We start from the raw sequence: 24687 nt of genomic DNA, 5'->3' as shown, positions 1-24687 counted from the left end.
GGTGATCCTGAAAGAGAAAGCAGAAAGCCGGTTTCGAACAAGGGGGCTCAGGCCAGGCCCACGCCCAGGTAGCGGTCCTTGGTGGCCTCGTCGGCCAGGAACGCGGCGTTGCCGGCCTCGTGCACGATGGCGCCCTGCTCGATGATGTAGTGGCGGTCGGCCAGCTGGGTGCAGACCTCCAGGTTCTGCTCCACCAGCAGGATGGCCACGCCGGCGGCCTTGATGGCTTGGAGCTGGGCCACGATCTCCTCGACGATCACGGGGGCCAGGCCCTCCACGGGCTCGTCGAGCATGAGCAGGCGCGGCGCGTTCATCAGCGCGCGGCCGATGGCCAGCATCTGCTGCTCGCCGCCCGACAGCTGCCCGCCGCCGTTGCGGCGCCGCTCCTTGAGGCGCGGAAAGATGCGGTAGATGTCGGCCAGTTGCCAGGGCGACTGCTTGCGCAGGCCCAGCAGCAGGTTCTCTTCCACCGTGAGCAGCCGGAAGATGCCCCGGTGCTCCGGCACCAGGCACACGCCGCGCTGGGCGATGCGGTGCGCGGGCAGGCCCTGCACATCGTCGCCCATGCAGCGCACGCGCCCCTGGCTGGGTGGCACCACGCCGCAGATGGCCTTGAGCGTGGTGGTCTTGCCCGCGCCGTTGCGCCCGAGCAGCGTGACCAGTTCGCCATCGTTCACGTGCAGGTCCACGCCCTGCAGCACATGGCTCTTGCCGTAGTGGGCGTGCAGCCCTTCGATCTGCAGGATCGTCATGCCTTGCCTCCGGTGATCATGTTGCCCAGATAGGCGCTGCGCACCCGCTCGTCGCTGCGGATGGCGTGCGGGTGCCCCTCGGCCAGCACGCGGCCCTGCTGCATCACGGTGACGGTGTCGGAGATGTCCATGACGATGTTCATGTTGTGCTCGATGAGCACCACGGTGTGCTCGTCCTTGAGGCCCTGGATCAGGCGCTTCATCTCGTCCAGGTCGTCGATGCCCATGCCCGAGGTGGGCTCGTCCAGGAAGATGGCTTTCGGCCCCGCCGCCAGCGCCATGCCCACCTCCAGCCGCCGCTGCTGGCCGTGCGAGAGGTTGCCGACCGGCGTGTCCGCATGGCGCTCCAGGCCCAGGCGCGCCAGCACGCTGGCCACCACGTCGGCGCGGGAGCGAGGGCCCACGGGCGCGCTCCAGCAGTTCAGGGCCTGCGCGGGCGCGGTGCCCTGCGCGGCCAGGCGCAGGTTCTCGCGCACGGGCAGGGTGAGGAACAGGCTGGTGACCTGGAACGAGCGGGCCATACCGCGCTGCACGCGCCGGTGGTCGGGCTCGCGCGTCACGTCGTGCCCGTCGAACACGATGCGTCCGCCGCTCACGCCCTTGGTGCCGGTGAGCATGTGAAACAGCGTGGTCTTGCCCGCGCCGTTGGGGCCGATCACCGAATGCACGGTGTTCGCGCGCACCTTCAAGTCCACGCCCGAGAGCGCGGCGAACTTGTCGTAGCGCTTTTCCACGCCGATGGCTTCCAGCAGGATGGGTGCGGCGGTCATGCTTTGTCTCCCGTGCCGGCGGTGGTGGCGTTCGCGCCGCCCCGAAGGCCGCGCAGGCGCCCCCATGCGGATTCCAGCAGGCCCCAAAGGCCGCGCTGCATGCCCAGGCTCACCGCCATCAGCACCACGCCCAGCAGCAGCAGCCAGCGCGGCCACAAGGTGGAGAGCCAGTCGCCCACGATGAGGTAGAAGGCCGATCCCAGCAGCGAGGCCAGCAGGTTGCCGGTGCCGCCGATCACCGTCATCACCAGGATCATCTCGCTCGTGTGGTACTCGGCACTCGCCAGCGGGGCGATGCCGGTCATCATGGCATGCAGCGCGCCGGCCAGGCCCGTTACCGCGCCCGAGATCACGAACGCCTGCAGCTTGAGCAGCCGCAGGTTGTAGCCGATGGCGCCCGCGCGCTCCTCGTTGTCGCGCACGGCCAGCAGCGTGCGCCCGAAGATCGACGCCGACACCTTCTGCAGCAGCCAGAAGGCCAGCAGGAACACCACCGCCACGAAGCCGTAGTACTGCCAGGGCGACTGCAGTGGCCACAGCGTGAACCCGCCCACGGCCAGCGAGGGGCGCGGAATGTCCATCAGGCCGTTGTCCCCGCCCGTGAGGCTGGGCAGGGAATAGGCCAGGAAATAGAACATCTGCGCGAACGCGAGCGTCAGCATCACGAAGTAGGTGCCGCGCTGGCGGATGGCCACCCAGCCCACCAGCGCCGCGCCCAGCGCGCCCGCCGCCACGGCGAGCGCCAGCGCGAGCGGCATGGGCAGCGGCCACCGCGTGAGCGTGAGGGCGATGGTGTAGCTGCCCAGCCCGAAGAAGATGCCCTGCCCGAAGGACAGCAGCCCCGTGTGGCCCAGCAGCAGGTTGCAGCCCATGGCCGCCAGGCCGTAGATCAGCACCTCGCTGGCGAGCGAGCCCGACTGCATGGTGAGCGGCATCGCCAGCACGAAGGCCAGGGCCAGCAGCAGGTGGAAGTGTTTGCGCAAGATCGTCATGGCGGTGTTCATCCTTTGCGGCCCAGCAGGCCATGCGGGCGCAGCAGCAGCACGGCGGCCATGGCGATGTAGATCATCAGGCGCGCGCCTTCGGGCCACACCGTGCTCATCACGCTCTGCACGATGCCGATCAGCAGGCCGCCGACCAGCGCGCCGCCGAAGCTGCCCATGCCGCCCACCACCACGACCACGAAGGCCACGCCCAGCGCCTCGATGCCCATGAAGGGCTCGGCGCCGCGGATCGGCGCGGCCAGCACGCCCGCGATGGCGGCGGTGGCCGCACCCAGCGCGAACACCAGGCTGAAGATGCGGAACACGTTGATGCCCAGCAGCGACACCATCTCGGTCGATTCGCTGCCCGCGCGCACCGCGCTGCCCAGGCGCGTGCCTTCGAGCACCCACCACAGGCCCACGGCCAGCACGGCGGTGAAGCCGATCACGAACAGGCGGTACTTGGGATACACGAAGCTGCCCCACATCACCACGCCCTGCAGCAGGTCGGGCACCGCCACGCTGTCGCCCAGCGGCCCCCACTGCAGGATGACCAGCTCCTGGATCGCCAGCGCCAGGCCCACGGTGACCAGGATGTGGAACTCGTGCGGCTTGGCGTAGACGTGGCGCAGCACGAGCTTTTCGGTCAGCCAGCCGAGCGCGCCCACCACGAGCGGCACCACGGCCAGCGCGAGCCAGAAGCTCAGCCCCCAGCGCGTCATCTGGTAGCAGAAATACGCGCCCAGCAGGTAGAACGCGCCGTGCGCGAAGTTCACGAAGCGCAGCAGGCCGAACACGATGGACAGGCCGACGGCCAGCAGGAAATACAGCATGCCGATGCCGATCCCGTTGATGACCTGTAGCAGGTAGATGCTCATGGAAGTGGGGCAGTCAAGGCTTTGGCCCCGCAGCTGCGGGGCGGACGGTGAAGGGCCAAGGCGCGGGGCGCAGGAAGGCGGGAGCGAGCGGTCAGCCCAGCTTGCAGCCGGTCTGGTCCAGCGGCAGGAACGACTTGCCCGAACTCACCACGTCCACGTAGTCGTCCTTGTTGGCCATGCGGGCCTTGGGCTTGCCCTTGAGCAGGTAGTAGTTCTTGAGCACCTGGTGGTCGCCCTTGCGGATCTCTTCATCTCCCGTGAGGCCCGCGTACTTCATGCCCTCCAGAGCGGCGATCACCGCCTTCTGGTCCACCGTGCCGGCCTTGAGGATGCCGTCGATCAGCAGCTTGGTGCAGATGTACGAGCCCGCCAGGCTGTAGTTGGGGTTGGACTTGAACTTGTCGTTGCTGCGCTTGACCAGCTCCAGGTTCAGCGGGGCATCGGCGGTGTGCCAGTACTGCGCGCCGAAATACACGCCGTCGCACAGGTCCGCGCCCAGCGACTCGAACTGCTCCAGCCCCGAGGCCCAGGCGATCAGGATGGTCATGTTCTTGTGCATGCCGAAGCTCACCGCCTGGCGCAGCGCATCCGACGACTGCGAGCCGAAGTTCAGCAGCAGCAGCACGTCGGGCTTGGCGGCCATGGCGTTGGTCAGGTAGCCGCTGAACTCCTTCTCGGCCAGCGAGTGGTAGCTGTTGCCCACGTGCTCCAGGCCCTTTTCCTTGAAGACGTTCTTGGCGGCCGACAGCAGGCCGTCGCCGAACACGTACTGCGGCGTGATGGTGTACCAGCGCTTGGCTTTGGGCAGCGCGTCGGCCAGCGGGCGCACCGTCTGCTCGATGGCCCCGAAGGTCGGCACCGACCAGCGGAACGTGGCGCTGTTGCAGTCCTTGCCGGTGATCTCGTCGGCCCCGGCCGTGGTGATGAAGATGCCGCCCGCCTTCTCGGCCTCCTTGCCCATGGCCAGCGATTCGGACGACAGGATGCCGCCCGCGAAAAAGCGCGTGCCCTGCTGCTGCGACGACTCCTGCACCTTGCGCACGGCCGTGGCGGGCTTGCCCTCGGTGTCCAGCACCGTGTAGGCCAGGGGGCGCTTGAGGGCCGAGCCGTACTGCTCGATGGCCAGCTTCATGCCCAGGTCGGCGAACTTTCCGTTGGCGGCGAAGGCGCCCGACATGGGCACCGGGCAGCCGAACTGGATGGCGCCGGCGGGCTGCGCCCAGGCGCTGCGCGCCAGGCCCAGCGATGCGGGCAGCGCGCCCAGTGCGGAGAGTTGCAAGAGTTGACGACGGTGCATGAAGGGGCTCCTGTGGGGGTTGGGTCGGCCGGCCTGCAGGCCAGGGCACGGCTTTTTGCAAAGCACGCGGCGTGCCACGTGTTTTTCCTATTTATAGTGATAAATAGAACAAATCGCGTGCACGTAAACCCTGCCCGACCCGCCGCTGCACGGCCCTGGTGCATACACTGCACCACGGAAGCGACAGCCGGGTGCCAGGCACCGCGCTGCGCCTTGCCCCGTCTTCAACCCAGCAACGCACCCATGGCCACGAAACCGCCCGCCGGCAAGCCGATCAAGCCCCTGAAGCGCCCCGACCTGGTGGCGCAGGAAATCAAGCGGCTCATCACCGAAAAGAACCTGAGCCCGGGCGACCGCCTGCCGCGCGAGAGCGAGTTGCAGGCGCAGTTCGAAGTGAGCAAGGGCACCATCCGCGAGGCGCTCAAGTCGCTGGAGGTGCAGGGCCTGGTGACCATCTCCACCGGCCCCTCGGGCGGCGGAACCATCGCCGAGGTGTCGCTGGACCGCACGCTGCAGTTCCTGCAGAACTACCTGTTCTTCCAGGACGTGACGATCGACAACATCTACGCCGTGCGCCAGTTCTTGGAGCCCGAGCTGGCCGCCGGCGCCGTGCCGCACCTGACCGAGGCCGATTTCGAGGCGCTGGAGCACAGCATCGCCTGCTGCGATCCCAACTCCAGCAGCGAGGACCTGCTGAGCCAGCGCCGTGAGGACGTCAACTTCCACGACATCCTGGCCGCGGCCAACCCCAATCCGTTCCTGCGCTTCACCTGCGAGCTGATCAACGAGATGCTGCGCCAGCTCATCGTGTACGGCAACCGCACCCCGAAGTCGGAGCACCGGCGCTTCGGCGAGGCCAACGCCAACTTCCACCGCGAGATCGTGCAGGCGGCGCGCGCCCGGGATGCAGAAAAAGTGCGCGAACTGATGGCCCGGCACATGCTGGATGCGGCCAGCAGCGTCAAGCGCATGAAAGGTCGCATCCAGGGGCGCCTGATCCTGGACGCCGACACGCTGCGCAGCCCCCGCTCGGCCCACGTCCGCAGCCGCTGAACGGCGCGCCGGACTCCCCAAAACGCCAAAAGTTGGTGTTGGGGCGTGTTATTTTTGAATCAATTGGTATCTTCGGGAACCTTTGACATCGATTTCGCGGCTTCCGCGGCGACACTTCGCGCCTGCGGGCCCCCAATGACCGGGAAAGCGCGACCGGGAGGGCGCGGCCGGCTCGGGCACCCGATACATTCCATTTCCATTCTTTGATGCACCCATGAACGCAGTTCTTCCGTGGGCCGGCTGGCTGGCGGCCGCCATGCTGTCCGCTGCGGTCCACGCCGGGGCGAAACCCCCCATGGCGCTCGACCCCGCCCAGTGCCAGCCCCCGGACGCGGACCTTTCGCTGCCGGCGGCCTGGGAGCCCTACCGCGACGCGGTGCGCGCCTGCCCACTGGTGCAGGGCGGCGCCGCCGGGAATGCGCCGGCCAAGGCCGCCAAGGTGCGCCTGCTGGCCGTGTTCACCGACGCCCACTACCGCGGCCTGCCGCCCGATGCGCCGTGGGAGCGCTTTCCGCTGCCCCTGCTGGTGGACGACACCGGCCGCTGCGTCGGCAAATTGACCCACCTCTTTCCCGCGGACCCGCCCGAGGAACTGGACGTGGTCCCCGGCCGCTGGCGCGACGGCGTGCCGCACGAGATCCAGCTCCAGGTGCGCTCGCCCGCCGTGGGTGGCGACTACCACCTGCCCACCCTGCGGTGGGATGCCAAGAACCGCCTGTACCGGCCGGCAGCCTCCGGGCCCGCCTCCGCCAAGCCCCCGACGCCCCCGGACCAGGACAAGACCCCATGCCCGTAGACGCCACTGCGGTCGCGAAGCTGAAGCAGGCCTGCGACCAGGCCGCCGACCTCCATCCCAACTCCTGCAGCCACGCCGTCTGGCACGTGATCAAGCAGTACCTGCCCGACCAGCCCTACATGAGCGCCAACGCGCTGATGGACCACGTGCAGGGGCAGCGCCACTGGCGCTCCGTGCCCGCCTCGCAGGTGGGCGACCTCGCGCGCGGCGGGGCGGTCATCGTCGGGGGCAAGAAGGAGTCGGGCAACGGCCACGTCATCGTGGTCTACCCGGGCCCCGACAAGGCCGCCGGCGGCTATGCCTACACCCGCGGCGGCAAGACCGAAACGCTGCGCACCCGCGGCAGCTACCCGCCCGCGATGTCCACCTCGCTGGGCAACTGGGAAGGCGCCCGCAGCAAGGGCGACAAGACCATCTGGGACCCCTGGGCGAGCGACGCCAAGTTCGCCAGCGTGACCTTCTGGCAGCTGGTGCAGTAAGCCGTTCGCCGCCCCGCCCGGCCCCTCCCCCGATCCGTTTTTTTCATTCACAGCAACAGGTGATCTCCATGGCCTCTCACAGCAAACTTCTGGGTCTTCTTTTCAGCGCCGCGCTCCTGGGCGGCTGCGCCAACACGTCCAACACCGAAGCCAACACGGCGGCTGCGGACGCATCGGCCCAGGCGGCCGCAGCGCCCGCCCCGGCGCCCGTCGCGCCCCCGCCAGCCCCCGAACCCGAGCCGCTGCGCATTCCCGAAGACGGCACCGTGGCCGAGTTCTCGGGCCTGGAGACCGAACTGCCGGCCGACACGCCTGCGCTGCTCGACATCCTGACCGCCGACAAGGCCGGCAACCAGCGCTGGGAGATCAAGGGCTACGCCGACCGCAAGACCGCCAAGAACGCCCGCGAGATCGCCCTGGCCCGTGCCCTGGCCGTGCGCAAGGAACTGGTGTCGCGCGGCGTGCCGGCGAAGAACCTGCGCGTGATGTTCAGCACCGACCAGGCCCGCAACGCGGTGACCGTGCTGCCGCGCTGATCGCGCGCGCCTCCGTCGCCTGCACCGGGGTCATCGCCCGAGCAGGCCACCCGGCGGCCCGGGCGCCTTGCGCGCTCCGGGCCGCTGTGCTTTGGGGGCTCAGCGGTTGCTCGGGAAGGCGAACACCGCACCTTCGCGCACGCCGGTCGAGGGCCAGCGCTGCGTGATGGTCTTGCGCTTGGTGTAGAAGCGCACGGCGTCGGGGCCGTAGGCATGCAGGTCGCCAAACAGGCTGCGCTTCCAGCCGCCGAACGAGTGGTAGGCCACGGGCACCGGCAGTGGCACGTTCACGCCCACCATGCCGACCTGGATGTGGTCGGTGAAATAGCGGGCCGCTTCGCCGTCGCGCGTGAAGATGCAGGTGCCGTTGCCGTACTCGTGGTCGTTGATGAGCTGCATGGCCTCCTGCAGCGTCTTCACGCGCACCACGCCCAACACGGGACCGAAGATCTCTTCCTGGTAGATCTTCATGCCGGGCTTCACGTGGTCGAACAGGCAGGCGCCCAGGAAGTAGCCCTGTTCATGGCCGGCCACCTGCATGCCGCGGCCATCGACCACCAGCGTCGCGCCTTCGGCCACACCGCTGTCCACATAGGCCTTCACCTTCTCGAAGTGCGCCTGGGTGACCAGCGGGCCCATGTCGTTGCCGCCGTTGTCGGTCTGGGTGCCGGGGCCGACCTTCATCTTGGCGATCTCGGTCTTCAGGCCGGCGATCACCGCGTCGCCCACGGCATCGCCCACGGCCACCAGCAGCGGGATCGCCATGCAGCGCTCGCCGCACGAGCCATACGCCGCGCCCATCAGGGCGCTCACGGCATTGTCCACGTCGGCATCGGGCATGAGCACCGCATGGTTCTTGGCGCCGCCCAGGGCCTGCACGCGCTTGCCATGCTTGCAGCCTTCCGAATAGATGTACTCGGCGATCGGCGTGGAGCCCACGAAGCTCACCGCCTTCACGCGCGGGTCGCGCAGCAGCGTGTCCACCGCCGTCTTGTCGCCGTTGACCACGTTCAGCACGCCGGGCGGCAGGCCGGCTTGCAGCGCCAGCTGGGCGATGAACAGCGTGCTGCTCGGGTCGCGCTCGGACGGTTTCAGCACGAAGGTGTTGCCGCAGGCGATGGCCATGGGCCACATCCACAGCGGCACCATGGCCGGAAAGTTGAACGGCGTGATGCCGGCGGTGACGCCCAGCGCCTGGAACTCGCTCCACGAGTCGATGTTCGGGCCCACGTTGCGGCTGTGCTCGCCCTTGAGCAGCTCGGGCGCGTAGCTGGCGTATTCCACGTTCTCGATGCCGCGCTGCAGCTCGCCGTGCGCATCGCTCAGCACCTTGCCGTGCTCGGCGGTGATGAGGGCGGCGATTTCATCGGCGTGCTCTTCCAGCAGCACCTTGAGCCTGGACATCACGCGGGCGCGCTTGAGCGGCGGCGTGTTGCGCCAGGCGGGGAAGGCTGCTTCGGCCGAAGCGATGGCCTGCTCCACCGTCGCCTGCGAGGCCAGCGCCACGCTGGTGGACGACTGGCCCGTGGCCGGGTTGAACACGGGCTGCGTGCGAGCGGTGTCGGCCACGATCTGGCCGTCGATCAGGTGGCCGATGGTGGCGGTGACGTTCTGGTCTTGGTGCATGGGAATGGAGTTCAGGGTGAAAAGTGCCCCCAGTGCATATTTCACTAGGGCTTATAGCTACAAAATGAATAGCAAACGCTGGCAGCGGGGGTCAAGCCGTCTCGGCCAGCGCATCGCCCAGGGCGCTCACCAGCCGGTCGATCTCGGCGCGTTCGCTGATGAACGGCGGCGCCAGCTGGATCGTGTCGCCGCCGTAGCGCACGTAAAAGCCCTTCTTCCAGCAGTTCATGGCGATCTCGTAGGGCCGGCGGGCCGGCTCGCCCGGCAGCGGCGCGATGGTGAAGCCCGCGGCCAGACCGTAGTTGCGGATGTCCAGCACATGCTGCGCGCCTTTCAAGCTGTGCACCGCCTGCTCGAAGTACGGCGCCAGCGCCTTGGCGCGGCCGGGCATGTCTTCCTTTTGCAGGATGTCGAGCACCGCCAGGCCGGCGGCGCAGGCCACGGGGTGGGCCGAATAGGTGTAGCCGTGCGGGAATTCGAGCATGTACTCGGGCCCGCCCTGCGCCATGAAGGTGTCGTAGATCTCCTTGGAGGCCACCACGCCGCCCAGCGGCTGCGCGCCGTTGGTCACCTGCTTGGCGAAGTTGAGGATGTCGGGCGTCACGCCGAAGGCCTCCGCCCCCGTCCACGCGCCGCAGCGGCCGAAGCCGGTGATGACCTCGTCGAAGATCAGCAGGATGTTGTTCTGCGTGCAGATCTCGCGGATGCGCTCCAGGTAGCCCTTGGGCGGAATCACCACGCCGGCCGAGCCCGAGAACGGCTCTACGATCACCGCCGCGATGTTGGAGGCGTCGTGCAGCGCGATCACGTCCAGCAGCTTGTCGGCCAGCGCCCGGCCGCCTTCTTCGGCCATGCCACGCACGAACGAGCCCATTGCCGGCTGCGTGTGCGGCAGGTGGTCCGCCTCCACGCCCTGGCCGAAGGTCTTGCGGTTGCCCACCATGCCGCCCACCGAGATGCCGCCGAAGTTCACCCCGTGGTAGCCCTTCTCGCGGCCGATCAGGCGCGTCTTGCCGGCCTGGCCCTTGGCACGCCAGTAGGCGCGCGCCATCTTGAGCGAGGTGTCGGCCGACTCCGAGCCCGAGCCGGTGAAGAACACGTAGTCGAGCCCCGCGGGCGTGAGCTCCTTGATCTTGTTGGCCAGCGCGAACGACGCCGGGTGGCCGAACTGGAAGGCCGGCGAATAGTCGAGCGTGGCGGCCGCCTTGCCGATCGCCTCGGCGACGTCCTTGCGGCCATGGCCCAGCCCCGCGCACCACAGGCCCGAGAGGCCGTCGAAGATCTTGCGGCCTTCGGAATCGGTGTAGTAGGCCCCCTGGCCCGAGACGATCATGCGCGGCGCGGCCTTGAACTGCCGGTTGGCGGTGAAGGGCATCCAGTGCGCATCCAGCCAGGCCGCGTCCATGCGCGGCGCGGTGGCTTCGGGAACGGAGTCGAGGACGGTGAAGCTCATGGTCGGTCCAATCACAAAGAAAACAAAAGGGGCGCAAGGCGCTGCCGCACAGGCCGCAGGTGGCCCTGCCAGCGGGCGGGTGACCCCATTGTTCCGGCGGTCGATAATCCCTCCAATGGACAAATATCAATGTTTACTTGACGATTCATGCAAGTAAAGCCCACCCCGCTCGCCATGCCCGACGACGCCCCGCCCCCCGCCTCGCCCACGCTGCCGTCCCCGGCGCCCCAGGCCGCGCGCGAACGCGCGGTGCTCGGCCAGTTGAGCGACATGGACCTGCGCCTGCTGCAGGTGTTCAAGAGCGTGGTCGATTGCGGCGGCATGGCCGCGGCCGAACTGGAGCTGAACATCGGCACCAGCACCGTCAGCCGCCACGTGAAGGACCTCGAAACCCGCCTGGGGCTGACCCTGTGCCGGCGCGGCCGGGCGGGCTTCGCGCTCACCCCGGAAGGCCAGCGCGTGTACGACGAAACCCTGCGCCTACTGGCCGCCGTGCAGGGCTTTCGCGACAGCGTGGACGGCATCCACTCCCGCATGGGCGGCCAACTGGCCGTCGCCGTGTTCGACAAGACCGCCAGCAACCCGGCCGCGCGCATCGGCGAAGCGATTGCCGCCTTCACCGCCCAGGCGCCGGACGTGCACCTGCAGATGCATGTGGGCTCGATCAACGCCATCGAGCGCGGCGTGATCGACGGCACCTACCAGGTGGGCATCATCCCCGCCCACCGCGCCTCGCAGAGCCTGCTGTACACCGACCTGTTCGGCGAGACCATGCTGCTGTACTGCGGCGCGGGCCACCCGCTGTTCGGGGCGGACCACTCGGCGCTCGACTGGGACGCCGTGCGCACCCACCCGTTCGCTGGCCTGGGCTACCACTCGCCCAACATGGAGCTGAGCCACCAGGCCCGCCTCACCCGCACCGCCACGGGCTTCGACCAGGAATCCATCGCCACGCTGGTGCTCTCGGGCCGCTACCTGGGCTTCCTGCCCGACCACTACGCCGAGGCGTTCGAACGCACCGGCCGCCTGCAGGCCGTACGGCGCGAGGCGCTGCGCTATGAATGCCAGTTCGTGAGCCTGCTGCGAAGGTCGCCCGAGCCGCCGAGGGCGGCGCAGGCGTTTCAGCGGTGTTTGGTGGGGGCGCATGCTTCTCGCAAGTAGCACGCATGAACGGCAGTGGACACCGTCCACGGCAGGCATGCCTGGCGGCACTTTTTTGTCATTTTGAGCTGTCTATAGCTGAGCTGCTTACACGGCAGTGAAGAGAACGGCGCGGGCAACACCTCGATGCTCACATTTCTGAGATGCGTATACGGCAGTGAAGCCGATTTGTCTGCCTCAGGTCGGGCCGCAGATTTTCTGAGCTGCCTATGCGGCAGTGAAGATCAGCAATAAGACAGGCAATGGCCGATGGTGTTTCTGAGCTGCCTATACGGCAGTGAAGGCGCGGCACGCACTCGCGCCATGGCCGATGCATTTCTGAGCTGCCTATACGGCAATGAAGCACCGTGCCCACGTCTTCCCGGTTGGTGTGCGGTTTCTGAGCTGCCTATACGGCAGTGAAGAAGATGCCTTTGCGTTTGATCTTGCCCTTAGTTTTCTGAGCTGCCTATACGGCAGTGAGGCCAATCCGAAGGCCTTGGGCAGACCCTGAAAATTTCTGAGCTGCCTATACGGCAGTGAAGGCGCTGGCGCAAGGTCGGCCAGAGTGAGGCGTTTTCTGAGCTGCCTATACGGCAGTGAAGCTCACAGGCATGACCTGAGATAGCCCCCTGATTCCCCGGCCCCGTCCTGTCACTTATCTTTGGAGATAGGAACAGGACTGTGCATATGACTACATCCAACCAGCGAAGCCTCGAATTATATACCGAATTTCAACCCGGCCACAACTCAAAACCAACCTTTCTTGTCAGACTCTCCGGACAACTCAGTCATCCGTCTCACCTGCCAAGCCCGCCAGTATAGACCACTTTCCTCACTCCCGTAGGAGAAAGATGACAAAAAATTGTCATCAACCCCCTCCCCTCACTCCGGCCTCCAACGCATCCACGAACAACGCTACTTGATCAATGCCAACTGCGTGTATCAGGGACATGCCTTCGTCAAAGTCCTTACATCACCGCAGATCTGCCCGATTTCTCCGAGCTATCGATATTCAGGAAGATTGAGTCCCCGGCTTTCACTAGGCACCTCCGAGCCTCAAACCCGAGGTCCAACAGGAGGTGCCATGAGTAGGCAGAGATATTCCGAAGAATTCAAGGACTAAGCGGTCAAGCAGATCACCGAGCGCGGCCACAAGGTGCTAGACGTGTCGGCCCGGCTGGGCGTGAGTCCAGCACAGTCTTTCTCAATGGATCAAGACCCACCGCACGTCGATCGGTGATCGGCAGGCGCAGGCCTCGCAGACAGACAAACTGCGACGGCTAAAGCTCAAGCGTTTCACCGAGGAGCGCGCGACATCCCAAAAAAGGCCGCAGCGTACTTTGCCAAGCAGTCCGGTGAGTTCGCGTTCATACAGCGCCATGAACGCGAGCACAGCGTTCGCAGGCTTCGCAAGGCATAGCCATTCATCCCGGCGGCTATTACGTCTGGAAGACCAAGCCGACGAGTCTTCGTGGCAAGGACGATCATCGTCTGTTGGGCCTTCTCAATCCACTTGGCTGGCGAGTGGTGGCGTCTACGGCTAGCGCAAGCTGACCATGAACATGTGCGATCTGGGCGACACGTGCGGCAAGCACCGCGTGGCTCTTCTGCTCAAGCTCGAAGAACTGCTTTCCCAGATGGGCTACTGGCGACGGATTGGAGGTCGTGGTGACAAGCCTGCTGTGGTTGCGCCAAATCGCCTGCAGCGACGCTTCATCATCTGCGAGCCCAACCAGTCTTGGGTCACGGACACTACCTACATCCGCACCCAAGAAGACTGGCTGTACCTGAGCGTGGTGATCGATTTGTTATCTCGCCACGTCATTGGTATGCGTACGACAAAAGCACCTTGCATTTTTTTAACATTCCATGCATGCCGCTGGATCGGCAGGAACTGGGGACACTGACCTTGGCGCATACTGTGCCAAACCCAGGCGACGCGAGACGATTCCGCCATCACCTCGCTGCGACCGGCGCCACGCCGCAGCCCCACCAAGGCGATCAACATGCGCGGATTTCTACTGAACAATCGCGAAGAGCTCATTCAGCGATGCAAAGCCAAAGTTGCGCAGCGACCTTTACGAGGCGCTACCCTTGAGCAACTATCACACGGCATTCCGATGTTTCTTGATCAGCTGACTCGCACCATCGAAGCCGAGGATGATGGTGACATTGCAGGAGGGATGCGAATTTCAGGGGCGTCTGGGGGCGAAGGCTCGGCGCTCACTGAGATGGGCGTCTCGGCGACAGTTCATGGCGGCGAACTGCTTGCACTCGGCTACACCGTAGATCAAGTTGTCCATGACTATGGCGACCTGTGTCAGGCAATCACTGATCTCGCCGTTGAACGTGACGCCCCATTTTCGGTAGACCATTTCCGTACGCTGAACCGCTGCCTGGACAATGCCATCGCCGATGCAGTGACCGAATTTGCTGCCCAGCGCGACGTCGAAGTGGCAAGACGGCAGGTCGAGGATGAGAACGAACGGCTTGGCTTTTTCGCGCACGAGTTGCGCAACCACTTGCACGTCGCCAAGCTCGCGTTCGCAGCCCTGGAGTCAGGCAGGCTTCCGGTTGGCGGCTCGACTGGTGCGGTTCTCAGACGCAGCCTTGGCTCGATGGAAGGTTTGATCAACGATTCCTTGGCGGCTGTTCGCGACGCGGCTCTTGCACCCTTGCATCCGCGAATCTTCTCGCTCGCAATCTTTTTGGCCGATGCCGGTCGCGTTGCGCAGCTCTATGCGGCCGACACGGGGTGCGTGCTTCGCATCTCGGAAGTGGATGCCCAGTTCGCGATTGAAGGCAATCGCGAACTGCTAATGGCGGCACTCGGCAATTTGCTACAGAACGCCTTCAAGTTCACTCGTCCTGGTAGCGAGGTCACGCTGCGCGCGCAGACGTCCGCTTATTCGATCAACATCGATGTCGAAGATTGCTGTGGTGGGCTTCCCGAAGGAAGCGCTGACACGATGTTCAAGCCTTTCAAGCAAGGCTTCGACGACAAGCGGGGCCTCGGACTGGGACTTTCAATCGCAAGGCGCAGTGTCGAGGCAGATCGCGGGCGGTTGACAGTGCAAGACAGGCCGGGCAAGGGATGCGTATTCACGATCAGCTTGCCGCTGCGGGGGCTGGCGTAAGGGGAAAACCACGCTGCACCAAGCACCTTCCAGTTCATCGTGCGCTCGCGTTTTGCGACACAGTGACGTGGACGCCAGGGATGAATTTGATCAGGGTTGCCCGCGGTATGGCAATAGATCTCTGATGCAGGTATTAAGTTGCTTCGGCAGTCGTTCCAACACGTTCTTGAGATAAGCGTAGGGCTCCAGCCCGTTAAGTCGTGCGGTGTGTGCAGCAGGCTCATGATGGCTGCAGCTCTCTGGCACGCGCGCAGGCTGCCAGCGAACAGCCAGTTCTTGCGTCCCAACGCGATTGGGCGGATCATGTTTTCGATGCGGTTGTTGTCGGCTACCAGATCGCCGTTGTCAATGAAGCGCGTCAGCGCCGCCCAGCGTTCGAGGCTGTAGTCGACGGCCTTGGCTGTCGCGCTGCCATCGAGTGGGTTTCTGCTGGTTGGCCATCAACGATGGCATGCAGCAGATTAGCCGCCGGCCGGCTCTTGATCTGGCGGATGCGCAGCCTTTGCTGCCCGTCCATTTACTTGACCTCACGCTCGACGTCGTAGAGGACGCAGAACAGCTTCAAGGCGCGCTCGGCCAGGATACTGGTGTGGCTGACCACAACTCATGCAATTTGCGACGTGCATGTGCCAGGCAACCCGTTTGGGTCACGCCTGCATTCAGGGATTGCTTTTAGCCCGAGTAGTCATCGCAGATGAGCGTGCCGCGCCAGCCGCCCACCCCGCCGTCACCGATGCCCAGGAAGCGACGGGCGTTGTGCGCCCGGTCCGGCTCGCGGTGAAGTCGAAGACGACCGCATTGATGTCATTCCAGACCATGGTGCAGTAACTCCAGAGGTAAGCACGATGCGTCTCGCTAAGGCCCGGCTTAAGCATGACCACCGGTGTCTCGTCGGCATGCAATACATGGCCTGATGAGAAGGTCCTCAAGCATGGCCTGGATCATTTGGCGCCAGTTGCACGCCGATGGTGCCCACCCACTCGGCCGAGTGGAACGGAAAACGGACACACCCGAGCGACCCATGATGGCCTCCAGGCGGAATAGTGGTTGGTGGTCAATGTACTTGGACACGACCAGATTCGCCATCAGGCCGGCAGTTGCGATGCCTTTGCCAATGACAGCCGCCGGCACCGGCGCCTGGATGAGCATCTGGCATTTGGCGCAAGCCCACTGGCCTAGCACATGCCGCTCGACCGCGAAGCTGCCCGATAGGTAGTCGAGTTTCTCCTAGATGTCTTCGCCGATGCGCTTGAACTGGCAGCCGCAGCCCGGGGTGCGGCAGGTGATGTTTTCAGTCTCGTGTTGAACATCGCGCCGTGGCAGGTATGGTGGCAGGACCTGACGCTTAGGGAAGGTCTGCATAAATCGCCCCGCGGCATCCTTGGCACCGGCGTGAAGCACTGAGACGATAAGTCACATGAAGCAGCACAGCCTGGGCTTGGGAATGACGGCGAAGCGAACGCGGCGGCGGGAATTTCTGGATGAGATGGAGAAGGTCGTACCGTGGGCCGAACTGGTGGCCCTGGTGTCGCCGTACCTACCCGAAGGCAAGCGGGGGCGTCCTCCGTTCCCGTGCGAGACCATGTTGCGTATCCATTTCATGCAGCAGTGGTTCGCGCTGAGCGACCCGGCGATGGAAGAAGCGCTGCACGACATGCCGGTATTCCGCGAGTTCGCAGGGCTTGAAGGCTGGGACGAGCGGCTGCCCGACGAGAGAGCACGATCCTTCGGTTCCGGCATGTGCTGGAGACGCACAAATTGGCTGCGCAAATCCTGCAGACCGTCAACGATCTGCTCAGCGCCTAGGGCGTGATGCTCAAGAGCGGCACGGTGGTGGATGCCACCTTGATCGCAGCACCCAGCTCGACCAAGAACAGCAGCGGAGAGCGCGACCCGGAGATGAAACAAAGCCGCAAGGGACCGCAGTGGTACTTCGGTATGAAGTGCCATATCGGAGTGGACGCCGACTCGGGCCTGGTGCATACCGTGCGCGGCACCAGTGGCGCGGTCAATGATGTGATCGAGACCAACCGTCTGGTGCGCGCAAGCGACCGGGATGTCTATGCCGATGCCGGCTACCAAGGCGCGGGTCAACGCCCAGATGCCAGGCGCGACGTGAATTGGCACATCGCCATGCGGCCCGGCAAACGTCGCCTGCTCGACCCGGCCAAACCGATCGAGGCCCTGACCGGGAAACTGGAGCGCGTGAAGGCCAGCATTCGGGCGCGGGTGGAGCACCCTTTCCGAGTGATCAAGCGCCAGTTCGGCCACATCAAGGTGTGCTACCGAGGGCTAGGCAAGAACACCGCACAGTTGCACACGCTGTTTGCGCTGGCCAATCTATGGATGGTGCGGCGCAAACTGCTGGGAGCATCGGCATGAGTGCGCCCGTAGTTCGCCAAACCGGCCATTCAGGCCGCCAGTTCGTGCCACAGGCACCGGAGCTGAGATAAATCAGGTTGGCCGCATCGCATTCCAACTGGCTCAGGGCATCAGCACGTTCGTGCGTGCTTTCTGCAGAGCTTCCCTAGAAAACTCTTTATATAGGTTGCAGCCAAAATCACAATCGCCATTTATCCATTAATTTCTCAGGACTCAAATTATCATACCCCTCAAAAGGCTGATGAATCCAAGGATTAGTAGGCAAAAATTCAACGGAATAATCCGAGGTAAAGCTTGAAATTGCCTTAGTCCAAATTACAGCACTCCGCAACTCCACAATGGGAGCATATTGAGTCTTCAGCAATTCTATAACCGCATTCAAAGTATGCCCAGAATCAGCCAAATCATCTACCAAAAGTACCTTACCTGCGATTTCGCCTTTTGGTGTAGTGATAAATCTCGCTATATCCAAGTGCCCTTGAATTGTCCCCGCTTCTGCGCGATATGAACTAGTGGACATGATTGCAAGCGGCTTGCTAAATATTCGACTCAAAATATCACCAGGACGCAACCCGCCACGGGCGAGACACAAAATCGTATCAAACTCCCAACCAGACTGGTGAATCTTAAGTGCCAATTTTTCAATTAAGCCATGATATTCATCATAACTCACATATAGATGCTTACCGTCTTCCGTTAACATTCATTACTCCTGATTCACGCACCAACCTCACACAGTGACTAACTAGTAAATTTCAACTTACCAAGTATGGGTTATGCAATGTAATGGTGTGATCTCGATCAGGACTTGTGGAAATCATAGCAATTGGAACCCCAGTCACCTCCTCAATTCGCTCCAAATACCTTCTCGCATTAGCAGGTAGCTCTTCATATCTTGTCACCCCCACAGTCGATTCAGCCCAGCCGGGAATCGACTCATAAATGGGAGTGCAGCGGGAAATCTCCTCTGCACCCATCGGTAAAATTTCGATATGTGCTCCATCAAGCTCATACCCTGTGCAAAGCATGAGTTCCGACAACCCATCTAACACGTCCAGCTTCGTAATACAAAGCCCTGTCAGTCCATTGACTTGGGCACTTCGCTTCAAAAGTGCTGCATCGAACCAACCACAACGGCGACTGCGGCCTGTAGTGACGCCTTTTTCCGCGCCTACCGTGCTCATGTGATAACCCGGTGTACCAGGAACCTCCCAATCCAGCTCCGTGGGGAAAGGACCTCCTCCAACCCGCGTGCAATAGGCTTTGGTGATGCCCAAAACATAGTGAAGCAGGTTGGGCCCCACGCCAGATCCCGCAGCAGCATTGCCAGCGACACAATTGCTGGATGTCACATAGGGGTAAGTGCCATGGTCGACATCCAGCAAGGTTCCCTGTGCACCCTCAAAAAGCAAATTGGCTCCCGCTACATGGGCGGCATTCAATTCGCTAGATACATCTGCAATCATGGGACCAAGCAGTTTCGCATGTTGCATAGCCTCGTCGAAGACCGTATTGAATTGCACTTCTCCGTCAACCAAATAGGGTGCCAACGACTCGCCAAAAACAAAAGAGCCGGAGTTTAAAAAAGTCTTTAGAACATGGTTATGCAGTGCCAGCAACTCACGCAGCTTTTCAGCAAAACGGGCTGGATACTTCAGGTCTTGGACACGAAGTGCGCGTCGAGCAATTTTGTCTTCGTAAGCAGGACCAATGCCACGACCTGTTGTTCCTATTTTTTCGGTCCCCTGGTGCTCGCGCGCAGCCTCACGGGCCACGTCGATGGCTACGTGAAAAGGTAAAATAAGTGGGCAGGCTTCGCTTACTCGAAGGCGCGATCGAACCTCGACCCCAGCTTTTTCCAAGCCTTTTATTTCTTCAAACAACTTCGCAACCGACAGTACGACACCATTGCCGATGTAGCATTTGACGCCCGGCCGCATGATGCCGCTTGGAATCAGGTGCAATGCCGTCTTGACGCCATTGATGACCAAAGTGTGGCCTGCATTGTGGCCGCCTTGGAAACGAACAACGCCTTGGGCGCTTTCAGTAAGCCAATCTACTAGCTTTCCCTTGCCTTCATCACCCCATTGGGTGCCTACAACGACTACGTTTCGACCTTTGGTTGCTTTCATTTCAAACCCGATTCAATATAGCTAATGCTTCAGATAACTTTTACGATCCAACGGTCAGCAACTTTGGCCAACTCTCGGTCGTAACGAAACTCGTCGAACTCGCTCTCATTACCAGGAAAAACGCACACAACGGTTTCACCGCGGCTTCGCAAATCGGCAACGGCCTCATTCACTCCGGGATCTTGTATCCACGGAGCCCTGATAGCAGTCTTCAACGCCCGTGGGGAGACGACTCCTACCAATTGTTTGATGTCCAAACTAAACCCGGCTGCCGGCCGGTTGCGGCCAAACACCGCTCCAACCTCATCGTACCGACCACCACGAACCACAGCATCGCTTGCCCCCTTGGCATAGATGGTGAAGCGAGTTCCGCTGTAGTAGGCGTATCCCCTCAAGTCCGCCAAATCGAACGTGACGCTGGACCCTACAAGGTGAGCGGCCAAAGATCGTAAGTTGGACAATATTTCGTCTACGCCGGGAACGTGATGAAGCGCTTTTTGCGCCTCGTCCAAAACAGAAACGTCACCATATAACTTCAGTAGCGCATTCAGCCCATCACGCGATGCGGAAGGAAAGCTGCGAGTGAGACTTGCCAATTCGCTCGCATCCTTGGCAGCAAGTGCGGCATGGACTCTGCGTACCGTTAGCGCATCCAAAGAGAGGTCAGCGAGAAGGCGCCGCACGATGCGCACATCAGCCAAATCCACACTGGTATCACGAACTTCAGCCACACGCAGACAGTGCAACGCCAGCAAAACCGCCTCTTGATCAGCTTCTAGACCAGCGTGACCATAAATTTCAGCACCAAACTGCAGCGGCTCTCTCGTAGCATGGGGTCGATCGGGCCTCGTATGCAGCACAGGCCCGCAATAACAAAGCCGCGTGACACCTTTGCGGTTAAGCAAATGGGCATCAATGCGGGCAACCTGCTGTGTCATGTCCGCACGTACGCCCAAGGATCGTCCCGACAGCTGATCCACCAATTTGAAGGTCTGAAGGTCGAGCGCCTCGCCCGTGCCCGTCAGCAATGATTCCAAGTGCTCCATCAAGGGAGGTATGACTAGTTCGTAGCCGTAGCCTTGAGCGGTGTCTATCAGCCCGCGACGTAGTTCTTCGATGTGGCGAGCCTCGGAGGGCAAGACATCGGCAATGTGATCCGGCAGGACCCAGGCAGACATGGAAAGTGGGAGGCTGTTAAAAACGCGATTCTACCGGCATGACAGTCGGCAGTGACTGCCTCCACAGAGCGCTGCGAACTGACCAAGCGCTCAAATGCACGCGCCATCGAGGCAATGGATCGACGGAACACGTGCTGCACCAAGACAGCAGTGTCAGAATTCACAAAAAAGTAAGCGCGCCCAGCGAGAGCGCGCTATCCGTGTCTTCTACTTGCGTGTAGTGGGGGAAGGTGCAGCACCAGGACTGGCCACACCTCCACGGAAAGCTTTGAAAAATTCAGTGGAGGACGGGTCTACAACCATGACATCACTCTTCTTATTGAAGCTTGACTTGTAGGCTTCCAGGCTACGATAGAACTGCGCGAATTGAGGGTCACGTCCAAACGCCTCTGCATAAACACGAGCGGCTTCTGCATCACCTTCGCCCTTCACCTTCTGCGCATCTCTATAGGCATTGGCGATGGCGACTTCGCGCTGACGGTCCGCATCAGCACGAATTTTTTCGCCTTCTGCAGCCCCTGTGGACCGCAATTCATTGGCCACCCTCTTCCGCTCCGCCTCCATACGACGGTAGACGGATTCCGTAATGGCTTCAACATAGTCAACCCGAGTGATGCGCACATCAACGACGTCAACGCCCCAAGGCTTGGCACCTTGAACAACCTCCAGCACCTCGCGCTTCACGTCCGACATCAATGCATCGCGCTTAAGAGACAACAGTTCTTTGACTGTCCGCCTGTTGACCTCTTCTTGGAAGGCGTTGCGCACGACCCGATTCAACTGCAAAGCTCCAGAATTCTCATCAAGACCAACGTTGCGAATGTAAGCAGATGGATCGGAGATCCTCCAGCGTACATACCAGTCAATTACAACCCGCTGCTTTTCTGCAGTGAGCATCGATTCGGTATCAGTGCTATCCAGTGTGAGCAACCGCTTGTCGATGTATCGCACATTTTGAAAAGGTGGAGGCATCTTGAAGTTCAGACCTGGCTCCGTAATAACCTCTTTGATCTGTCCAAGCTGGTAGACCACACCGAATTGGCGCTGGTCCACTACAAACAAGGTCGAACTCAAAAGAGCGAGCAAAACCAAGACAGTGGAAACAAAAAATCCGACTCTGTTCACAATGCGCTCCTATCGAGACTCGCGCTCACGCGTACGGCTGGAGTCCCGAGCACGGGGGTCAGCGGGGAAAGTGGAAGCAGTTCCCGAAGGCGGAACAGCAGACGAAGCCGCTGCTGGCGGCAAGGAATCATTCGAGGCTGCAGCACCAGTCTGTGCGACACCCTGCATGATCTTGTCCAAGGGCAGGTATAGGAGATTCGACCCTTGACGGGACTCCACCAGCACTTTGGTGACGTTCGTGTAGATCTGCTGCATTGATTCAATGTACAGGCGGTCCCTTGTCACCTGAGGCGCCTTTTGATATTCGGCAAGCAGCGAACTGAACCGCTGCGCATCGCCTTGAGACTGAGCCACAATCCGCGACTTGTAAGCTGCAGCTTCTTCAGCCAACCGAGAGGCAGACCCGACCGCGCGGGGAATGACATCGTTGGCATACGCTTGAGCTTCGTTCTTGGCCCGCTCTCTCTCCTGCCCCGCTTTCAGAACATCATCGAAAGCTGCCTGTACTTGCTCAGGAGGACGCACTCCCCCCTGCTGCAAATTGATGCCCACGACCTCTACACCAACCTTGTAGCGATCCAAGATCGTCTGCATGAGGGTACGCACCCTTGGCGCAATTTGATCTCGCTCTTCAGCCAAGGCGGTGTCCATCCGCATCTTGCCGACGATCTCCCGCACCGCTGTTTCGGCTGCTTGCACCACGGCATCTGCTGGGTTACGGCTCTCAAACAACCAAGCCCTGGCATCGTTCAAACGATATTGCACAGCAAATTTGATTTCGACGATATTTTCGTCTTCAGTCAGCATTGCCGATTCACGTAAGCCAGTGCTTTTGATCACCACATCCCGACCGACATCGGCAGACCGAATCTGCGTCACGAAAACGAGTTCGTGACGCTGAATTGGATAAGGCAACCGCCAGTTGAAACCGGCATTCACCGTGCTCTTGTATTTCCCGAACTGTGTTATGACGGCCTGCTGACCTTCCTGCACAATGAAAAAACCGGTCCCAAGCCAGATCAGCACCGCAATTGCAGCAATCAAGCCGACGCCGAAACCCGCATTTTTCATATCTGGCTGAAACCCCCCGCCGGAAGGACCGCGGCCTCCACCCTGCTTCCCACCAAACAGACCGCCCAGCTTGCGATTGAGGTCACGCCAGAGTTCATCCAGGTCAGGAGGCTGGCCGGCCGTATTTTTGTCACGTCCTCGATTACCCGATGGAGGCGTAGATGGAGGACGCTCCGAATCGGAGTTTCCCGCGCCATCGTTCTTATCATCGCCACGACCCCACCGGGGGTCATTCAGATTCAACATTCCCCGGATGCGCTCAGGCAATATGGCCCAGCGCGGGGTACGGCTTTGAGGATTCATTCGCAAAATCTCTGTTTCTCTGAATACGTGAACAAAGCGGCATTGTGCCCAATCAGGCACTGTCTGGAGGCAATTCAGCATCGGCACCTAGGGTCATGGATGTCGGCTGGGCCTTGGGCACGCTGTCCGACAATCCGCGCCTCAAGGAAGGAAGCCCTTCTCCAGAGCCAGCACTCAGGAAGAACCGCTGAACGGGGGTACCTTGCATGTCGTAGATGTCATTCAGGACTTCCGGCCGTTGGTCGGGCGACAACATGTCCAGCTTGTTGAAGACCAGTATCTGGGGCACGTTCGCAGCGCCGATTTCAGAGAGCACCCGCTGGACTTCCGCAATTTGCTCTGGAAAGTTGGGATTAGATGCATCCACCACATGCAGCAAAAGATCTGCATCCACTGCCTCCTGGAGAGTGGCCTGGAACGCATCAATCAGTCCATGGGGAAGATCACGAATGAACCCCACGGTGTCCGACAAAGACACCGATCGCCCTGCCTCTGCAAGATAGAGCTGGCGAGTCGTCGTATCCAATGTGGCAAACAGCTGATCTGCGGCGTACGCTCGCGCTTTTACCAGTGCATTGAACAGTGTGGATTTACCGGCATTCGTGTACCCCACCAACGATATGTTGAAGGTATCCCGGCGCTCGCGCTGGCGTCGCTGTGTGGAGCGCTGACGCTTGACCTTTTCGAGTCTTTCGCGCGTGCGCTTGATCGACTCACCGATCATTCTTCGATCAAGCTCGATCTGTGTTTCGCCTGGCCCACCCCGGGCTCCAATGCCCCCGCGCTGACGCTCCAGATGGGACCAGCGTCTGACAAGCCTAGTGCTCAGGTATTGGAGTTTTGCCAACTCTACCTGCAGCTTGCCCTCATGGCTTCTGGCACGCTGGGCAAAGATTTCCAAGATCAACAACGTTCGATCATTGACCGGGAGATCCAGATGCCGTTCGAGATTGCGTTGTTGCGCCGGACTCAAGGCCTGGTCGAACAGCACTTCCACGGCCTGATGCATCTGCGCGAGCAGCCGGATCTCGTCCGCCTTGCCACTGCCTACAAACAAGGCAGCATCAGGGGCTTTGCGCTTGCAGGTGATTCGCGCCACTGGATTCAAGCCCGCCGTCTGAGCAAGCAGACCCAACTCTTCCAACTCACCGTCGAAATGGGGCAAACCAAAATCAACGCCAACCAGGATGACTGGCGTCTTCGGCGAGTCAGGCGTATCGTATGAACTCAAGACGATCCGCCCAAAGGCGTATCCGTTACATGCCCGTCGGGCATACCACCTTCGTTCAAGAGTTACCGGCCTCGGCGTCGGGCGCTTCGGCCGTCGAGAAATTGACAGCGCGACCTGGGACGATGGTGGAGATGGCGTGCTTGTAGACCATCTGGGTGACCGTGTTACGCAGCAGCACCACGTATTGGTCAAATGACTCGATCTGGCCCTGAAGCTTGATGCCGTTCACGAGGTAGATCGAGACGGGTACATGCTCGCGACGAAGCGCGTTCAGGAAGGGATCTTGAAGAAGTTGGCCTTTGTTGCTCACGATATTCTCCGTGTTCAGGAATATTGTTGTAAAGCGGCACCTTACCACAGCT

At 61.9% G+C, this 24687-nt stretch carries 23 protein-coding genes, 3 pseudogenes and 1 CRISPR repeat array; of the genes and pseudogenes, 8 read left to right on the top strand and 18 right to left on the bottom strand.

The annotated features are described in order from the left end of the window. Positions 1-47: 47 nt before the first annotated feature. The 5 genes from R1Z03_RS11670 to R1Z03_RS11650 form a co-directional block, all read right to left on the bottom strand. Positions 48-752, bottom strand: a complete 705-nt coding sequence (locus R1Z03_RS11670; protein WP_317359827.1) for an ABC transporter ATP-binding protein — start codon at positions 750-752, stop codon at positions 48-50. Continuing rightward, positions 749-1522, bottom strand: a complete 774-nt coding sequence (locus R1Z03_RS11665) for an ABC transporter ATP-binding protein (protein ID WP_272566356.1) — start codon at positions 1520-1522, stop codon at positions 749-751. The genes R1Z03_RS11670 and R1Z03_RS11665 overlap by 4 nt, the downstream gene beginning before the upstream one ends. After that, on the bottom strand, positions 1519-2514 hold the full coding sequence (locus tag R1Z03_RS11660) for a branched-chain amino acid ABC transporter permease (RefSeq protein WP_284430549.1): 996 nt from the start codon (positions 2512-2514) through the stop codon (positions 1519-1521). The genes R1Z03_RS11665 and R1Z03_RS11660 overlap by 4 nt, the downstream gene beginning before the upstream one ends. An 8-nt stretch (positions 2515-2522) precedes the next feature. Next, positions 2523-3383 (bottom strand): branched-chain amino acid ABC transporter permease, encoded by an 861-nt coding sequence (locus R1Z03_RS11655; protein WP_284397499.1) that lies wholly within the window; start codon positions 3381-3383, stop codon positions 2523-2525. A 91-nt stretch (positions 3384-3474) separates the two neighbouring features. Then, a complete protein-coding gene (locus R1Z03_RS11650) occupies positions 3475-4680 on the bottom strand; it encodes an ABC transporter substrate-binding protein (RefSeq protein WP_317359823.1) in 1206 nt (401 codons plus the stop codon). 243 nt (positions 4681-4923) lie between these two features. Here R1Z03_RS11650 and R1Z03_RS11645 point away from each other — a divergent pair, with 243 nt between their 5' ends. The 4 genes from R1Z03_RS11645 to R1Z03_RS11630 all read left to right on the top strand — a co-directional run bounded on the left by R1Z03_RS11645 (position 4924) and on the right by R1Z03_RS11630 (position 7544). After that, entirely contained in the window at positions 4924-5733 is an 810-nt protein-coding gene (locus R1Z03_RS11645) for a FadR/GntR family transcriptional regulator (protein ID WP_284397492.1), read from the top strand. Between the two features lie 214 nt (positions 5734-5947). Next, entirely contained in the window at positions 5948-6529 is a 582-nt protein-coding gene (locus R1Z03_RS11640) for a hypothetical protein (protein ID WP_284407123.1), read from the top strand. Continuing rightward, positions 6520-7008 (top strand): hypothetical protein, encoded by a 489-nt coding sequence (locus R1Z03_RS11635; RefSeq protein ID WP_284409944.1) that lies wholly within the window; start codon positions 6520-6522, stop codon positions 7006-7008. Before R1Z03_RS11640 ends, R1Z03_RS11635 begins: the two co-directional genes overlap by 10 nt. A 68-nt stretch (positions 7009-7076) precedes the next feature. Further along, positions 7077-7544 carry an OmpA family protein gene (locus R1Z03_RS11630; RefSeq protein ID WP_317359820.1) on the top strand — a complete coding sequence of 156 codons (468 nt, stop codon included), beginning with the start codon at positions 7077-7079 and terminating at the stop codon, positions 7542-7544. A 99-nt stretch (positions 7545-7643) separates the two neighbouring features. Here the strand turns inward: R1Z03_RS11630 and R1Z03_RS11625 are convergent, their stop codons facing one another. Together R1Z03_RS11625 and R1Z03_RS11620 are read right to left on the bottom strand one after the other, a co-directional pair. After that, positions 7644-9170, bottom strand: a complete 1527-nt coding sequence (locus tag R1Z03_RS11625) for a CoA-acylating methylmalonate-semialdehyde dehydrogenase (RefSeq protein ID WP_317359817.1) — start codon at positions 9168-9170, stop codon at positions 7644-7646. A gap of 91 nt (positions 9171-9261) precedes the next feature. Next, positions 9262-10623: an aspartate aminotransferase family protein gene (locus tag R1Z03_RS11620; RefSeq protein WP_317359815.1), complete on the bottom strand. Its 1362-nt coding sequence runs from the start codon at positions 10621-10623 to the stop codon at positions 9262-9264. Positions 10624-10797: 174 nt separating this feature from the next. On the opposite strand from R1Z03_RS11620, the gene R1Z03_RS11615 reads away from it, so the two are divergent. From R1Z03_RS11615 to R1Z03_RS11605, 3 genes and pseudogenes are all read left to right on the top strand, one after another. Then, entirely contained in the window at positions 10798-11784 is a 987-nt protein-coding gene (locus tag R1Z03_RS11615; protein ID WP_372588258.1) for a LysR family transcriptional regulator, read from the top strand. 75 nt (positions 11785-11859) lie between these two features. Continuing rightward, positions 11860-12368: a CRISPR direct-repeat array (repeat unit 28 nt; unit sequence TTTCTGAGCTGCCTATACGGCAGTGAAG). A 533-nt stretch (positions 12369-12901) separates the two neighbouring features. Then, a pseudogene (locus R1Z03_RS11610) lies at positions 12902-13590 on the top strand (IS3 family transposase); the annotation flags it as partial. A 296-nt stretch (positions 13591-13886) separates the two neighbouring features. Next, positions 13887-14903 (top strand): HAMP domain-containing sensor histidine kinase, encoded by a 1017-nt coding sequence (locus R1Z03_RS11605; RefSeq protein WP_317359813.1) that lies wholly within the window; start codon positions 13887-13889, stop codon positions 14901-14903. A 90-nt stretch (positions 14904-14993) separates the two neighbouring features. On the opposite strand, the gene R1Z03_RS24950 is transcribed toward R1Z03_RS11605, so the two are convergent. The 4 genes and pseudogenes from R1Z03_RS24950 to R1Z03_RS24935 form a co-directional block, all read right to left on the bottom strand. Continuing rightward, positions 14994-15149, bottom strand: coding sequence for a transposase domain-containing protein (locus tag R1Z03_RS24950; RefSeq protein WP_372588257.1), 156 nt, complete (start codon positions 15147-15149; stop codon positions 14994-14996). 53 nt (positions 15150-15202) lie between these two features. Beyond that, positions 15203-15271: pseudogene (locus R1Z03_RS24945) on the bottom strand (hypothetical protein); the annotation flags it as partial. A gap of 291 nt (positions 15272-15562) precedes the next feature. Beyond that, complete coding sequence (locus tag R1Z03_RS24940; protein ID WP_372588256.1) at positions 15563-15778, bottom strand: hypothetical protein; 216 nt, start codon at positions 15776-15778, stop codon at positions 15563-15565. Further along, entirely contained in the window at positions 15771-16052 is a 282-nt protein-coding gene (locus R1Z03_RS24935; protein WP_372588255.1) for a transposase, read from the bottom strand. Before R1Z03_RS24935 ends, R1Z03_RS24940 begins: the two co-directional genes overlap by 8 nt. Before the next feature lie 268 nt (positions 16053-16320). Between R1Z03_RS24935 and R1Z03_RS11595 the strand changes: the two are divergent. Beyond that, positions 16321-17285 (top strand): annotated as a pseudogene (locus R1Z03_RS11595) (IS5 family transposase). Positions 17286-17463: 178 nt separating this feature from the next. On the opposite strand, the gene R1Z03_RS11590 reads toward R1Z03_RS11595, so the two are convergent. The 7 genes from R1Z03_RS11590 to hfq form a co-directional block, all read right to left on the bottom strand. Beyond that, the gene (locus R1Z03_RS11590; RefSeq protein ID WP_284430222.1) at positions 17464-17988 is read right to left on the bottom strand and encodes a phosphoribosyltransferase; all 525 of its coding nucleotides are present in this window, start codon (positions 17986-17988) and stop codon (positions 17464-17466) included. 52 nt (positions 17989-18040) lie between these two features. Next, a complete protein-coding gene (locus R1Z03_RS11585) occupies positions 18041-19417 on the bottom strand; it encodes an adenylosuccinate synthase (protein ID WP_317359810.1) in 1377 nt (458 codons plus the stop codon). A gap of 29 nt (positions 19418-19446) precedes the next feature. After that, positions 19447-20595 carry an ATP phosphoribosyltransferase regulatory subunit gene (locus tag R1Z03_RS11580; RefSeq protein WP_317359808.1) on the bottom strand — a complete coding sequence of 383 codons (1149 nt, stop codon included), beginning with the start codon at positions 20593-20595 and terminating at the stop codon, positions 19447-19449. 207 nt (positions 20596-20802) lie between these two features. Next, positions 20803-21720, bottom strand: coding sequence for a protease modulator HflC (gene hflC / locus R1Z03_RS11575; protein ID WP_284430219.1), 918 nt, complete (start codon positions 21718-21720; stop codon positions 20803-20805). Between the two features lie 9 nt (positions 21721-21729). Next, positions 21730-23094, bottom strand: coding sequence for an FtsH protease activity modulator HflK (gene hflK / locus R1Z03_RS11570; RefSeq protein WP_317359805.1), 1365 nt, complete (start codon positions 23092-23094; stop codon positions 21730-21732). A 52-nt stretch (positions 23095-23146) separates the two neighbouring features. Continuing rightward, a complete protein-coding gene (gene hflX / locus R1Z03_RS11565; protein ID WP_284406105.1) occupies positions 23147-24325 on the bottom strand; it encodes a GTPase HflX in 1179 nt (392 codons plus the stop codon). 55 nt (positions 24326-24380) lie between these two features. Beyond that, complete coding sequence (gene hfq, locus R1Z03_RS11560) at positions 24381-24635, bottom strand: RNA chaperone Hfq (protein ID WP_272568224.1); 255 nt, start codon at positions 24633-24635, stop codon at positions 24381-24383. Positions 24636-24687: the final 52 nt, after the last annotated feature.

Origin of the sequence: Acidovorax sp. BLS4, from assembly GCF_032929295.1 — a bacterium.
Lineage (GTDB): Bacteria > Pseudomonadota > Gammaproteobacteria > Burkholderiales > Burkholderiaceae_C > Paracidovorax.
Note: the sequence above shows the minus strand (reverse complement) of the source record. Positions and strands in the feature narration are given on the sequence as shown.